The sequence below is a fragment of the Bradyrhizobium sp. genome, from assembly GCF_004799445.1.
Classification (GTDB): domain Bacteria; phylum Pseudomonadota; class Alphaproteobacteria; order Rhizobiales; family Xanthobacteraceae; genus Bradyrhizobium.
In genome coordinates this window covers 1-13,348 of sequence record NZ_SSNA01000205.1, presented here as the reverse complement: position 1 = coordinate 13,348, position 13,348 = coordinate 1, and the positions used below count along the sequence as shown (strand labels likewise).

Genomic DNA, 13,348 nt, shown 5'->3' with positions numbered 1-13,348 from the left:
CGGTCGCGGTGGTGGTGCCGTCGCCGGCCGCGTCGGCCGACTTGGAGGCGACTTCGCGCACCATCTGGGCGCCCATGTTCTCGAACTTGTCCTCAAGCTCGATTTCTTTGGCGACGGTGACGCCGTCCTTGGTGATGCGGGGGGCGCCGAATGACTTATCGAGCACGACGTTGCGGCCCTTGGGACCGAGCGTGACCTTGACCGCATTGTTAAGAATGTCGACGCCGCGCAGCATCTTGTCCCGCGCATCAACGCCGAATTTAACTTCTTTACTAGCCATGATGTTGTTCCTTGAAATGGGGATAGGCGCTTACGCGGCCTTCTTCTTTGCGGTGGGCAGATCGGTGAGAACGCCCATGATGTCGCTTTCCTTCATGATCAGCAGTTCCTGACCATCGAGCTTGACCTCGGTGCCGGACCATTTGCCAAACAGCACGCGGTCGCCCACCTTGAGATCGATCGGAATTAGCTTGCCGGCTTCATCGCGGCCGCCTGGGCCAACCGCCGTAATTTCGCCCTGCGAGGGCTTTTCCTTGGCGCTGTCTGGAATAATGATGCCGCCGGTGGTCTTCTCTTCGGCGTCGATGCGCTTGACCACAACGCGGTCGTGAAGCGGACGGAATTTCATGCGATCCTCCTCAGCTTTTGTGATTATTTCTGGATTGGCAGTCGCAATGAGCGAGTGCTAGATACTCTGTATAAGCGCGTAATGGTGGGACGCAAGGGCCTCGCCAGTTGTTTCCATGGGGTGGGCCAATCAGGTTAGAGCGATCGAAGCCGTTCCAGGCGGGATTGCGGCTCACTGAATTAGATCTCGCAGCCGGATGAATTCAAAGCTTTACGCAAGCCACCAAACGCACTTAGCCGACAGGGCTCGGTGTCGCCGGCGGCCTTTGAACGATCGGGAATAGCAGTTCGCTTGATATCGGTGGTCTTTGGCTTCGACTTAGGAAGGACAGCGGTAGTGACTTTCTTTGTTTTGGGATCGTGCCGATGGCGGTTGATAATCCTCGGGGCCTCCGGAGAACCGATAGTGGTAGCTTCCAACGGAGAAATGCGTTCGTCGACTAGACCAGGCTGCGTTGGCGTCTCGCTTCTCGCATAGGTAATTTCAAGTCGATCAGCCTTCGCCAACGCGCCATGTGAATCGGAAATGCCTACGGTTGTCTCGGCAAGGGGCTGAACGACTGTTACTAAACTACGCGGTGGAGTTTTGAGTTCCATCGCCGCTAGTACTCCCACACCCAATGGGATGAGGAGCCCCAACAACATTATTCTCAGCATAATGCTTCCCCGACTAGGATTAGTGCCGGTGGAAATTCTCCGATCTAATGAGGCAACTTGGCGGCGGCCCAGGTAAGAACCTGACTTACGTACAGGGCGTTTGCCGACAGGGTTAATGGAGGAGAAGCGCCTTTTGGAACCTTTTCGCTTGCGCGCTGACACCATCGTTGAATGACCGCTTATGACACTTAGCGGACTTGGATGGCGCGTCAGAGGAATGTCCGCTTATGGCGCCATAGCAGAAGTGCCATTCAACGCTTGGTCGGCGCCTGTTGCAGTTCCCACTCCGCGGGAAGACTCGCGGCAATGTGGAAGTTAAGATCACTGCGGGGAATAGTGTCGCTTTTCGGGGCGATTGCAATCATCTCATCGTTCTAAGGGTCGTCTCACCCGAGGCGGCTGAATTAGTATACGACGGCCTTGGTGCTCCGGCTCTGAGATTGGCAGGGAAGCCCGGATCAAATGGACAGCGCCGATTGGCCATTTCGAAGCTGCGGCAGCTGGCTGCGAACTGAGAGAAAGTTCCAGAGTTCTAGTCGGCCACTGGCCGAGTTCTTCCATAACGTTCAATATCAGCGCCGCTGTTACTTCGACCGGCCGGGCCACATGAACGTTTGGGTAACAGCACAATGTTGGTTGCTGTCTTCGGCCGGCAATATGCGCACCAGCTTCTATCAGTCTGTGGCGCTCCCCTACTGCATCGCTCCGCCGATAAACCTGTTGGGCCTTGTCGCCGAGCAAGGTAGGGACAACATCGTTGTCTTATTGACCATCCGGCGGGCTCATCTTTTCCGGCGGCAAAGCGGCGTGATTGCGGCGCCTCTCAATGCGTTTCAAATTTTGGTCTCAAATTTGCCGGCCGACTCAATTCACTCTGGGGGCGGATCGGCGGATCGGGTGTTTTTGACAAAGTCCAGTTTTTGAATTGGAGTATTTGGTCATGAACCAACCACCGCGAACCAAGCAAGGCCGCCCTTCTGAACCCTCACTTTGGACTAACGAACCTACCGACGACGGTCTTCCGCTACTTGAGGATGCGCTTCGAGAGGATGAATCGTCACTTTGGGTTGACGAGCACACTGACGACGTTCACTCGCTGCTTGAGGAAAATGCTCGGCTTCGGGGGCTTTTGGTAGAGCTATCGAACCTCATCCGCAGAAACGTCGATCACGTCAGATAGCGCCGTATCATGGCAGAACCAATCGGATTTGCGGTCCGCGCGGGCCGCGAAATGACCAGTCTTGAGGCGAGTAGCGCTGTAACCTCGCAAGCGCCCTCGTCATTTTCTACCGCGGCACCCCGTGGCAGGGGGAGAATCGACGAGAACCACGAACAAATTCGCGAATTTAGCAGCTTCCTTGCCCGTGAGTGGAGAGGGAGCCGCCATCATTCTTATACCGTTCCTTCCAGAGGAAAATCGTCGGCATGGTCCCGAATGATTGGCGGCAAATGGTCGGCAGTTGGTCTGGCGGATGCGGTATCGAAATATTCCTGGAGCGGAAAAAGCTTTTCCGAGAATAAGGCCGAGTCAGATCGATTCGCCGCCGACTTACAGTACGCAATCCAACGGCATTCCAATAATGATGTTTGCGAGATCCTGCGAGCGATAATGCATTGGAGCGGTCTGGATAACAAGCATCGACAGAAGGGGACGTTCGAGTGGATCGAACGCAACGCGGACGAGATTTCTGTCAAGCTTTTCAACGCAGTCGATCTGATTAAAGACGAACAGGCGTCGCTGGATCCGTTTGACGGCGAACGCGACGATGACGAAGCTCGTGAGCCTCGCCGACCCCGAACAGATGCTTGTGATCTACGACGGTCGGGTCGCTGGTGCGCTCGGTTTCTTCGTTGCCAGATTTACGGAAGAACGGCAAATTCATCAATACGATCTTGCCGAGCAATTACTTTTCGCCGTGGACCGAGAGGCCAAACGGTCCCCCGAGACGAACCGCATTCATTTTCCGGCAGTGTTCGGCAACGCCAGGGATCGCTGCCATGCCTCGATGGTGCGATCGGCATCCCAACTAATCTGGCAAGTCGCGATGGAATGCCAGGCGAGTCCAAGAGAAATCGAAGCCGCCTTGTTTATGTGGGGATATAACGTTGCAGAAGATCCAGAAGATTTGTCGTGTGGATATCCGAAACCACACGTCCCATGACATCTGATCTCGGAGCCAACGCCGGGCGGGGGGATTCGAACTTGTGTGTTACATAACGCCTAATCTCCGCAACAGCGGGCATTGAAATTGCTCTGTTTCAGCGCGCTTTCGTTGGAAGGATAAATATCTGGCCTGGATAAATACGATTTGGATCTTGGATCCGGTCTCGGTTTGCTTTGTAAACGACGGCGTATCGCGTGCCAGCGCCGTAGGTGACACGGCTGATGCGCCAAAGGCTATCGCCACGTGATACAACCGTTGTCGCAATCGTGGGCTCGACCACGGCCGACGATGAGCCTCCATCTGGCGGCGGGCCGGCGGCAGCCGTGTGCGGCAGCCGTGACATAGCAACGTCATGCCGCAACCTGTTTGTTCCCGTTGTCGCTGGAACATTGAACGGCACTTCGGCGTGCGATTGAAGTGCGCCAGAGCTGGACGCCACCGCGTCTAACGCGACCACTACGCTCTGTTTGGATGTTGCCAGCGTGCCGTCTGGCAATTTGGACCTCAGCGTCAGCTCGTAGTGCCCAGGGGGAAGGGGGGGAGGGACCATGACGAATTGGCCAGCTGGATTTGCGACCGCTCGATCATGGCGCTCGCCGTTGCGCAACAGTTCCACAATCGCGCCTGGCGCGGCCCTGCCAGCGATGACCGCATCGCCCGTTTGCTCAATGCGGGCAATGTCGAAGACGGGGATGGACCCATCGGTGACCGGCGAGCTTGGCGATACGGCAAGTTCAGCTGCCACGGCGTTTGCTTCAGATTGTCCCGTTACGGCGGCAACCGAGCCTCTATATCGAACATCCGATGCAGCCGGCGAGACCGCCGCCGCGGCAGTCGGGGCTCTGATTTCAACCGGCGGCTCGCGCCGTGCGTACGTGATACCCAAGACAAGTGCTGCAGCACATGTCGCAACAAGCGCCAGAGACGGCACGACCATTCGGCCTATCGATGTGGCAGCCATAATACGCGCCCCTTAGACAATCGTTGGCCAGCCTACACTTAGCTGATTCTATCCTGGGCTGATTTTTTCCGGTTATCAAGTCCGCCTAACCGGAAAAGTCTATCAGTCAGTCGTGCTGACCAATGCAGATCGCAGCGAAGCGTGGTCGGTTCAGACGGGAAGTTATAGGCAACAAGATGTTGGCTTCTTGCACCGGCGCGCCGGTACCCCGTTCGCGAGTTCGAATCTGACCACGCAACGCCCCGCCGTTGGCAATCTTGGGCGTATCGCTCGTGGGCCATAGCGTCTGGTCATGGGCAAAGGCAGACGGGCCCTTGTCTTTCGCTTGTGCGCAAATTCCGCAACATTTGACGGGCGAATGTTAAACGGGGATACGAACCTACTGGTTCCATAACACCGAATTGCGGACTTCACGTCCGTTGTTGAGGTAAAGAGGCGACCACACTCGCGCCCAGTGCTAAACTAGCTTTTGACCCCAAGCTACATGCAGCGCCCTGAGCTAGGCGGTGCGGCGCGAGTATACCCCCGGGAACGCATCTTTTTGATGGATTCGAGACGGTCCTCCAAAGAAGCAATCGTGACCATGAGATTGTGGCGGCGCGTATCCAAAAGCCTCGTGAACGTCAGATCATCGGCGCGCGGACGCGCTTTCTGGGCCGCAATGTCAGCGTTTAAAATTTGAACGCTACGAGCAAGGTCAGTGATCATCATGCTGATCTGCTTGACCGCCTCGCGCGACACAATGCCGCTCTCAGTACCGAGTTGAACCTGTTGTTTCATTTCATTCCTCCGGACGCAATCGTCTGGCACAACCGGCGAAAAAAAATATCGTCGAACAACAGATTGAGCCCGGAGAAGTTCGCTGCCTCGCGATGCTGACGTTTGGAACGGATGAACTATAATTAACCCCTCATTACCAACATCTGCAAATTGCGAACTCTCGGGATATCCTCGGGGTTATAAGGGACCTTACCGGTTGCCACGGCGCGCATTGAACGACGTTAATCTTGGCCGTCGTGACTGGCCTGCATAAGAACCGGCACATCGTCCGGATCTCGATCAAACCAAATTCGACCAAGGTGGCCAAGTCGGTTTCGCTAATCGACAACAATTTTGGACGTTCGGATTTGATATCCCGGAGTGCCCAACAAAATGGGATCTTCCTTGGCGAGGATATGAAGAGTTCACGACCTCGTGGACAACGTCGAGGTAGCTTCACGTGCCTAGCAGGAATTTCGGCAGTAACCACGTTCTATAACCGACTGTCAGGAATTGCGGCGTTTGCTCTCGTCACAACGGCGAGAGATTCTTATGCCTGTCGTACGATACATCGTTTGGGTTGGTACATCACTTCTTGCGTTACTGTTCGTCGCAAATTGGCTTCTTCCCGAACCTTTGCCGGAACCGGCTCACGAGGCCATCGACAGGCCCATTATTCGGATAGCGTCAATTCAGCAGCCGCCCGAACGTGTGGTTATTGACACCAATCAGCCCGCAATAGTGCCGCCACCGATGCTGTTCAACAATGCAATCCCCGCCGAGCGGCGGGCACTGCAATCATTTGCTTCAGTGGATCCGCCTCCGATGATAGTTGACTTGGCCAAAAAACGGCCGAAGGCAGTTAAACGCGGGCAGGACAAAGTTGCTTCTTACCAACCTCCGCCGTCGAACACCTCTGGGCTCGCGCGCAGTGGCTCGGCGACAGCGGCCCCTCCGACCAAATTATCCTTCGTGGATATCATATCCGGGCAGCTAGCCAGAAGCTGGTTCAACCTGCATTGAAAACTGCCGCGCGACGAGCAAGCTACAGGGCCCTTAACGGCTGCGCAATCTGTGGGCCTTGGGGCTGCTAGGCCAAACATCGGTAACCCGGCATTAACCATCGCAGCGCACCATGTGCATGACCTTCTGGTGGTCAATTGTGCGCGAGAGCCGTCGCTGAATCGTCCCAGCGACGGCTTTTTCATAGAGTGGGTGGCCCGAAGATGGCGCGCGAGATCACGAAGGGACTGGAAACGAGCAGGGACCGGGTGAGGTAACGATATTCGTCGTTGGGAATTCCAGCGCGCTTCACGCCAGCTCGCACGTCCCCATAGTAGATATGCCAAGGTTCGAGATGCATGGGGTCGAACGTTGAGCAGATTGTTTCTGCCCTTATTCAGCTCTCCATTCCCGAAGCAGCTGCACTTAAAGACGACAGCTGCCGATTACGACTCGCAAGCCGGTGATAAATTCAAGGACCGCAAGAGGTCGCCAACGGCGCCGGGTCGGCTACAGGGCTTTACCGGCTCTGCAGGCTTGGAACGATCGGCAGCTTGATTGCTTTTGCCGTCGTCGGTCCTGCTCTTCTTGTTCGAGGCGGTCTGCTTCGTTTGTATCCGCTTTATGCCCGATGAGAGGGCATTTGGATCGTGCCAATGCCGGGCGACAATTTGGGTCGCGGCAGGTGAGTTGACCATTGCTATCGGTGGAGCGATGGGCTCGGATGGCTGCAATGCTGAAACGGCCGGCATTTCTCGGCGCACGTAGGCGATCTCAAGTCGATCGGCCTTACTTAGCGTATCTTGTGTGAGGTCAATGCCAACGGTCCGCTGGTCCGTCGGTTGTCCTATAACTGAGGAGTTGGCGCGCGTTACGACGGCCTTTCCGACGGCCAACGTGCCCAGTACCGCAAGACAGATCGTCGCGAGCCAGATTGTCCTGATCATCCTAAGCCCCAGCGCAAAGCGCACTGCACCGTCTGCATCGAATCGGGCGGTTAAAGGGCGGGTTTGAGGCTCTGCCCGTGGATTGCGCCCGAATTTGTCGCTAAAGTTAATGACTTCCGATGAGCGCTACTGAGCCGTTGGCAGGTGTCTACCTTAGAATGCCGGCACACCCAACCTTCCGATGCCGGGAAATTTCAGCGCCGGCCGACGAATGTCGAAACCCAATACCGCACCGAAGAAATTGATCTCAAGACCTTCGACCCAACCAATCGTGAGGCCAAGATAACTGCCGAGCGATGCGTAAATGCTGGTACGGGAAGGCGTTGGTCCAAACCAATCGCCTTCGTACGGATAGTCTTTGCCGATCGCCGTCGGCGGCAGGACCGCCTCAAGTTCGGGAACGGCAGAGAGTACTGCGATGTCGAGCCGTAGTGTCCGCTCCTGGAAGAACGGGCGGAAAGGCCGCCTTGAGCGGCTGATGATTAGGGGGCAGGTAGGCGTCCTCTCCCGCGCTGGCTTGGGAGTGGGCACGCCACCACGAGCGCCAATCCGGGATTCTACGGAGATTATGTGGCCGGCAAACCACACTCGCTCGCCGGCGTTCAACGCAGTTGACCGCGCGATTGCGATGGACGGGACGAATCAACTAGACCGCTAACGGGGCTGGGAAGCGGAGAGTAGTATGAAAGTCGCTTCCTTAGAAAGTGTATTGGCGTTGGCCACGCTGGTGTCGGCCATCGCCGTCGTGCTGTGGGGAATGAAGATTTTCTACGGCGCGTGAACAAGCAGGAACTGGCGTCGAACAAGAGACCTCCGGCCAAGAAGAGGTTAGCGACAAGAGTATCACTTCCGCGGCGGCGGAAGCCTTCCTGTCGAAATGCCAAAAAAGTCGTCAGGCAGCGAAGCCTATTGAGCGTTGTTTGAAATTCGCGCAAGACCCACCGTTTCAAGAAGGCACATTGGTTTTCAAGCCCTCATGCATTTTAGCCCTTATCTGATGATCGCAGCCTTGGTTCTCATCGGCTTGGAGCTTGCCTACGCGTTCTATCAATTGGCCACGTTCGTTCTCTAAGTCCGAACGGAAAGACGACTGCAAATCAGCCACTGGCCGACTTTTTCCATAACATCTAGCTTGCGAATCCAGGCCGCTTCAAAATTGGGGTCGGCACGGGTGAAGCGGAAGCAGTGGCCATCAAGTAGCGTGACCGCTTCGACAAAATCTCGGCTACGGCGCTGTGGGCGTCCGGGGACACGGTCCGTAGCTTTATTTGATCCGTTCGCCGAGAAAGTAGGTCAGCATTGTACCTTTCCCCTTCAATGCGACGGGACCCCGCAACTCGCAGGTGAACACATCCTTGACCCGTTGGTAAGTGCTTTCCGATATTTGAATGCGGTTGGGCAGCCCAGTGGACTCGAGGCGGCTTGCTATGTTGACCGTATCACCCCAGACGTCGTAGATCGACCGGTGCCGACCGATAAGGCCAGCGACTACCTCCCCGGAATGGATGCCTATTCGTAGTTGGAGCGTCTCGTCAAAGCGTTTTCCGGTCTCCCGTACGGCATCGATCATGCCAAGAGCCATCTCCGCAACCGAAAGTGCATGACCAGGACCTTCTTCTGGCAGCCCACCGGCTGCCATGTAGGCATCGCCGATGGTTTTGATTTTTTCAACCTTAAGACGCCCAGCCAGATTATCAAAAGCGGAAAACAACCCGTTGAGCAGTTCCACGATTCGACCGGGGGAGTGTTGGTCGGCAAGGTTGGTAAAATCGACCAAATCCGCGAAAAGAATCGTCGCATCGGTAAATCGGTCGGCGATCGCGCTTTCACCTTTGCGGATCCTGCTTAAGATCGTTCCTGGCAGGATGTTGAGCAAAAGGGATTCAGTCTTGCCCTTCTCCACTCGCAACTCGTCCGTAAATGCCCGTTCGCGGTCGCGCAGCCGCTTTCGCTCCAAGGATGCTTCGATGCGCGCGCCCAGAAGCACCGGATCGAATGGTTTTTGAACGTAGTCTTCAGCTCCAGCCTCAATGCAACGCACGATGCTGTCGATCTCATCCAGTGCGGAGATCATAATTACGGGAATGTGCTGGACCGTTGGATTCGCTTTGAGCCACGTTAATAATTGCAGTCCATTTATATCGGGCATCATCAGATCAAGCAGGATCAGATCAAATTCGGATTTGGACATCGCCTCCAGGGCGGATCGTCCGCCATCGGCGGTATCAACTGCGTGACCTTGACGGCGAAGCCTGCGCGAAAGCAGGTCCCGATTGGCTTCCGTGTCGTCAACCACCAGGATCCTGCCCGACAAAAAATTTGTCTTAGGTTTAGACACGATCGGTTGAATCGATCGCAAAATCTCGGCGACCAGATCGCGTGTTGGGATTCCGACTGCCTGAGGTGCATCTGAAGAGCCTACCTCGGTCAAGCCAATCAGCCGATCGATTTGTCCAAGGAGTTGCTCGGCGGCGGCTACGATCTTTGAAATATCGGTCAGTAGATCTTCCCGACCGTTATCGCGCGCGTCTTCCAAGATCAGCTCACTGTAACCTTTGACCGCGTTGAGCGGTGTCCGCAAATCGTGCCGGAGTGTAGTCCGGAGGGCCGTAGAATCATCCCCGGCCCCCAAGTAACCCTGCGTGGCAAGAGTTACCAATCGATCGAGTTGCTCCTGAAGCAGACGACCTGCCGAATGAATGCGATCAAGATCTAAAGCTAACGATTCGTCCTTTCTGCTATGGGCATCTTCGATTAAGATCTCGGTCAGCCCCATGATTGTAGCTATCGGCGCCCCAAATTCCTGGCGAACGAAAGCAGTGAGCGCGCGCTCGATGCGCTGGGTTGAATCAGTCATTTTGATCGGAACCAAAGTTCATCATTGGGAGCGTCGCAGGAGAGCGTTGATCTTTCCAAGTAGGCGCGGCATCTCAATTGGCTTTGTGTCGTAGTCGTCGCATCCGGCGTTGAGTGTCTTTTCTCGATCACCCGACATGGCGTGTGCCGTTAGTGCGATGATTGGAATATTAGATGTTACTTCGGCAGCTTTAACGCGCCTTGTCGCTTCCCACCCATCAATCACTGGCAAGCTCATGTCCATCAAAATTAGATCGGGAAGTTCGCTTTGGGCCAAAGCTACCGCCTGTTCGCCATCGATTGCCATCACGACCTCAAATCCACTTCGGATGAGGCGGCGCGAGAGCATATCGCGGTTCATTTCGTTATCTTCTACCAGCAATATCTTGGCCATCATGCACCATCAAATTATCACGTCTGAGCCGCCGCGCGCGGGACGGCGGCCCACGGCCTTTGCAACCGCCGCAGCGATATCTCTGTCAATTGAATCGCCCTTCTCGATAACCGTTCGCACCGAGAGCATTCCGCGTTCTGCGGCAGTCAATTGCTTAGCTGTGATGACAACCACGGGAACATGGCGCCAGTCGATGCGGCTGTTAAACGTATCCAGAAACTCGAAACCGTCCATCTCTGGCATCATCAAGTCCAGTAGGATTAAGGCCGGCGCCGGGTTCTCGGCAAGCCAGGACAATGCCAACCGCCCGTTGGTCACTTCTGCGACAGTCAACCCCATCTTCTGGATCGTGTTCCGTACTGTTTCCCGGGTTGCAGGATCATCCTCGACCAGCAGTATCGGGCCGTCACGAGACAAAAGATTGCGCAGGAGCGACATGAGCCCTGCGCGGTCAACGGGCTTAGTCATGACCTCGGCGGCGCCGAGCGATAGACCAATACCGCGGTCGGGGGCCACGGTGACCATGATAACAGGTATATCGCAAAGCTTTGGGTTAGCCTTAAGCGCGCCGAGAACGGCCCAGCCATCTGTTTTCGGCATTAAAACGTCGAGTGTGATCGCGTCCGGCCTCAGCTTGAGGGCAAGTTCGAGCGCCTCGTCGCCACCGCGCGCCTGGATGGTCTGGTAACCTTCCCGCCTCAGGTTCGTTGTGAGCAAATCCCTCGAAGCAGGGTCGTCATCGACGACCAGCACGGTGATGGACGACTTGCCATTGTCGGCAGACTCATGAGCGGACTCCTGGACCAAGTCGATCGGCATCTCGGATCGCTCGGGGTCCGCCACATGATCGGGAAGGACAATCGTGAAGGTTGATCCTTCTCCAATCCGGCTGGCAACAGAAATGTCGCCGCCGAGCAGGCGACAAAAGTGTCGTGTGATGGCAAGGCCGAGACCGGTTCCGCCAAATTTCTTGGTTGTCGAAGCATCGGCCTGGCTGAAGGCCTGAAAGAGCCGACCGAGCTGTTCCTCGCTCATTCCAATACCCGTATCGGAGATCGTCATTTGAATGGTCGGGCGATCCTTTTCAAGGCGTAGCACCTCAACGGTGAGCTTGCCGTCCTGGGTGAATTTGCTGGCATTGCTTAGAACGTTGAGAAGGCACTGCTTCACTTTGGTACGGTCAGTGCGCATGTTGCCAAGATTGTCCCCTATGCGCAGATCGAGCCTGTTGCCGTTCTTGGCGACTAAAGGCGTGATGATCGACTTCACTTCATCGAGAAGGGATGAAATATCAACGTCTTCAATGAATACGTCCATCTTGCCGGCCTCAACCTTCGAGAGATCGAGGATGTCATTGATGAGGCCAAGCAGATGACGCCCAGCTCCTTCGATCTTCTTGAGGTCGGGGATGAGCTGCTCCTGACCGTTGTCAGCCGCGTCCTCCTGAAGGATCTCGCTATAGCCAATGATGGCATTCAGCGGAGTGCGCAATTCGTGGCTCATATTGGCCAGGAATTGGCTCTTGGTCCGATTGGCTACTTCCGATAGTTCTCTCGCTTCCTCGAGTTCCAGGTTCTGTTGTCTAAGTTCCGTAATGTCGGAGTAGACGGCGACCGTGCCTCCACCCTGAATACGCCGCTCGCTGATGCGGACAAAGCGACCGCCGTATCGATATTCGGCAAGGCCGCCTGAGCCCGCGTGCCGTGCCTTACGATCCGCAATCCAGTCTTGCGGGCTCTGGCCGCCAAGATCGATAAGCGACCGCGACACCACCGCCTCCAGCACCTCAGCAAACGTCGTCCCAGTTTTGATGATATCAGCAAGCCCCGGATAAATATCCCGGAATTGTTCGTTGAAAAGAACGATCCGGTCTTCAGAATCGTAAAGTACGAAACCTTCGGAGATCGTAGCGATCGCCGCGGCTATCGTCTTGCGCTGCGCCTCTGCTTCGGCAGCGAAGCGATCACGTTCCCTGAGACTGTCACGAAACAAGCCAAGGGTGTGTGCCATCGTTCCGATTTCGTCAGGGCTAGCCTGCGGGATTGGCACCGCGAGGTTACCCGCGCTCAGGCCATCGATGGCCCCTACCAGTTGGCGAAGTGGAACCGCGATCGAACGTAGAACCACAAATGTGAGCAACACGCCTAAAGCTACAATCAGCAGATCAGCAATCACCGTTCGCTGCGCTGCCGAGGTTACGTCCGCAACGATCTGATCGCGTTCGGTCGCCAGCTCCGCTCTCAGATTATTGATTAGTGAAATCAGTAATTCGTCGACTTTGACGCTGTGGTCGCGGGCCTTCGCTAACAGCGAATTGCCGAGGACGCGCTGATTGTTCGTATAGCGATCAACCGCATCGTTGGCGGCCTTCTCAAATTCATCGCGCTCGGCGCGGACCGCCGCGACTAAATCGGGCTTCCGCAGCGAGAGCTGATCGAGATACCCGTCCATGCGGCCGCGGGCAGCCTTAGCGTTACGCTCCGATGGGGTGAGCAGACTCACGGCAAGATCCGTGAGCCAGTACCTCATTTCGCCGAATGCTATCCGTACGTTGTTCGCTGAATCGATAATGCCGCTCAGCTCAGTTTCCTTAGCCACGGCAGCGGTATTGTTTGCGAGCTTAGTCGTCAGATATAAATTTGTGGCAATTAGCATGCACAGCAACGCGCCCGACAAAATGATCAGACGGGCGCGGATGGTGAGGCGAAAAATCACTGTTGATGCTTCGTGGCGAGGGTCGTAACCGTACGCTCCCCAGCACCACTAGTGCTTAATGCGGAGGGCTCACCGGACGAAGGTTGGCTAAGTCGCGACATCATTTGTTGCTATTTGAATAAAGTTACGCTGATCACCGCGCCGAGGTCCCCTTCTTTGCCGCCTTCTTTGGGATAGCCCGTAATGTCGGTTTCACCTTTGGGCAACCCGTGACAACTCAGGCACGAAGCTGCGTAATATTCAGGCATCATCATCCGGTAAGAAG

The 13,348-nt window shown here is 55.7% G+C and carries 12 protein-coding genes and 1 pseudogene; 3 read left to right on the top strand and 10 right to left on the bottom strand.

The window, feature by feature from the left end; translation table 11 throughout:
* The 3 genes from E8A46_RS26900 to E8A46_RS26890 form a co-directional block, all read right to left on the bottom strand.
* Positions 1-280: TCP-1/cpn60 chaperonin family protein (locus E8A46_RS26900; protein ID WP_291567681.1), on the bottom strand; the 280-nt coding region annotated here is incomplete at its 3' end.
* Between the two features lie 30 nt (positions 281-310).
* Entirely contained in the window at positions 311-628 is a 318-nt protein-coding gene (locus tag E8A46_RS26895) for a co-chaperone GroES (RefSeq protein ID WP_291567680.1), read from the bottom strand.
* Positions 629-807: 179 nt separating this feature from the next.
* The gene (locus E8A46_RS26890; protein WP_291567679.1) at positions 808-1,224 is read right to left on the bottom strand and encodes a hypothetical protein; all 417 of its coding nucleotides are present in this window, start codon (positions 1,222-1,224) and stop codon (positions 808-810) included.
* Positions 1,225-1,746: 522 nt separating this feature from the next.
* Here E8A46_RS26890 and E8A46_RS26885 point away from each other — a divergent pair.
* Both E8A46_RS26885 and E8A46_RS26880 read left to right on the top strand, forming a co-directional pair.
* Entirely contained in the window at positions 1,747-2,208 is a 462-nt protein-coding gene (locus tag E8A46_RS26885) for a hypothetical protein (protein ID WP_291567677.1), read from the top strand.
* A gap of 842 nt (positions 2,209-3,050) precedes the next feature.
* Entirely contained in the window at positions 3,051-3,446 is a 396-nt protein-coding gene (locus tag E8A46_RS26880) for a hypothetical protein (protein ID WP_291567675.1), read from the top strand.
* A 97-nt stretch (positions 3,447-3,543) separates the two neighbouring features.
* On the opposite strand, the gene E8A46_RS26875 is transcribed toward E8A46_RS26880, so the two are convergent.
* Together E8A46_RS26875 and E8A46_RS26870 are read right to left on the bottom strand one after the other, a co-directional pair.
* Positions 3,544-4,194 carry a LysM peptidoglycan-binding domain-containing protein gene (locus E8A46_RS26875; RefSeq protein ID WP_291567673.1) on the bottom strand — a complete coding sequence of 217 codons (651 nt, stop codon included), beginning with the start codon at positions 4,192-4,194 and terminating at the stop codon, positions 3,544-3,546.
* Positions 4,195-4,890: 696 nt separating this feature from the next.
* On the bottom strand, positions 4,891-5,190 hold the full coding sequence (locus E8A46_RS26870) for a hypothetical protein (RefSeq protein ID WP_291567671.1): 300 nt from the start codon (positions 5,188-5,190) through the stop codon (positions 4,891-4,893).
* 531 nt (positions 5,191-5,721) lie between these two features.
* Here E8A46_RS26870 and E8A46_RS26865 point away from each other — a divergent pair.
* Positions 5,722-6,192: a hypothetical protein gene (locus tag E8A46_RS26865; RefSeq protein WP_291567669.1), complete on the top strand. Its 471-nt coding sequence runs from the start codon at positions 5,722-5,724 to the stop codon at positions 6,190-6,192.
* Positions 6,193-7,271: 1,079 nt separating this feature from the next.
* Here E8A46_RS26865 and E8A46_RS26860 read toward each other — a convergent pair.
* From E8A46_RS26860 to E8A46_RS26840, 5 genes and pseudogenes are all read right to left on the bottom strand, one after another.
* Positions 7,272-7,535 (bottom strand): annotated as a pseudogene (locus E8A46_RS26860) (DUF3750 domain-containing protein); the annotation flags it as partial.
* Positions 7,536-8,382: 847 nt separating this feature from the next.
* Entirely contained in the window at positions 8,383-9,975 is a 1,593-nt protein-coding gene (locus E8A46_RS26855; RefSeq protein WP_291567667.1) for an adenylate/guanylate cyclase domain-containing protein, read from the bottom strand.
* 21 nt (positions 9,976-9,996) lie between these two features.
* On the bottom strand, positions 9,997-10,368 hold the full coding sequence (locus tag E8A46_RS26850) for a response regulator (protein WP_291567686.1): 372 nt from the start codon (positions 10,366-10,368) through the stop codon (positions 9,997-9,999).
* A gap of 9 nt (positions 10,369-10,377) precedes the next feature.
* Positions 10,378-13,083 (bottom strand): response regulator, encoded by a 2,706-nt coding sequence (locus tag E8A46_RS26845; protein WP_291567663.1) that lies wholly within the window; start codon positions 13,081-13,083, stop codon positions 10,378-10,380.
* 110 nt (positions 13,084-13,193) lie between these two features.
* Positions 13,194-13,348, bottom strand: a 155-nt coding sequence (locus E8A46_RS26840; protein WP_291567683.1) for a DUF3365 domain-containing protein, incomplete at its 5' end; no start/stop codon positions are given.

Bases quoted from the DNA above. Each gene is read 5' to 3' on its own strand.
- E8A46_RS26895 (WP_291567680.1), bottom strand. From the start codon at position 628: ATGAAATTCCGTCCGCTTCACGACCGCGTTGTGGTCAAGCGCATCGAC.
- E8A46_RS26865 (WP_291567669.1), top strand. From the start codon at position 5,722: ATGCCTGTCGTACGATACATCGTTTGGGTTGGTACATCACTTCTTGCG.
- E8A46_RS26885 (WP_291567677.1), top strand. From the start codon at position 1,747: ATGGACAGCGCCGATTGGCCATTTCGAAGCTGCGGCAGCTGGCTGCGA.
- E8A46_RS26880 (WP_291567675.1), top strand. From the start codon at position 3,051: ATGACGAAGCTCGTGAGCCTCGCCGACCCCGAACAGATGCTTGTGATC.
- E8A46_RS26890 (WP_291567679.1), bottom strand. From the start codon at position 1,224: ATGGAACTCAAAACTCCACCGCGTAGTTTAGTAACAGTCGTTCAGCCC.
- E8A46_RS26870 (WP_291567671.1), bottom strand. From the start codon at position 5,190: ATGAAACAACAGGTTCAACTCGGTACTGAGAGCGGCATTGTGTCGCGC.
- E8A46_RS26855 (WP_291567667.1), bottom strand. From the start codon at position 9,975: ATGACTGATTCAACCCAGCGCATCGAGCGCGCGCTCACTGCTTTCGTT.
- E8A46_RS26850 (WP_291567686.1), bottom strand. From the start codon at position 10,368: ATGGCCAAGATATTGCTGGTAGAAGATAACGAAATGAACCGCGATATG.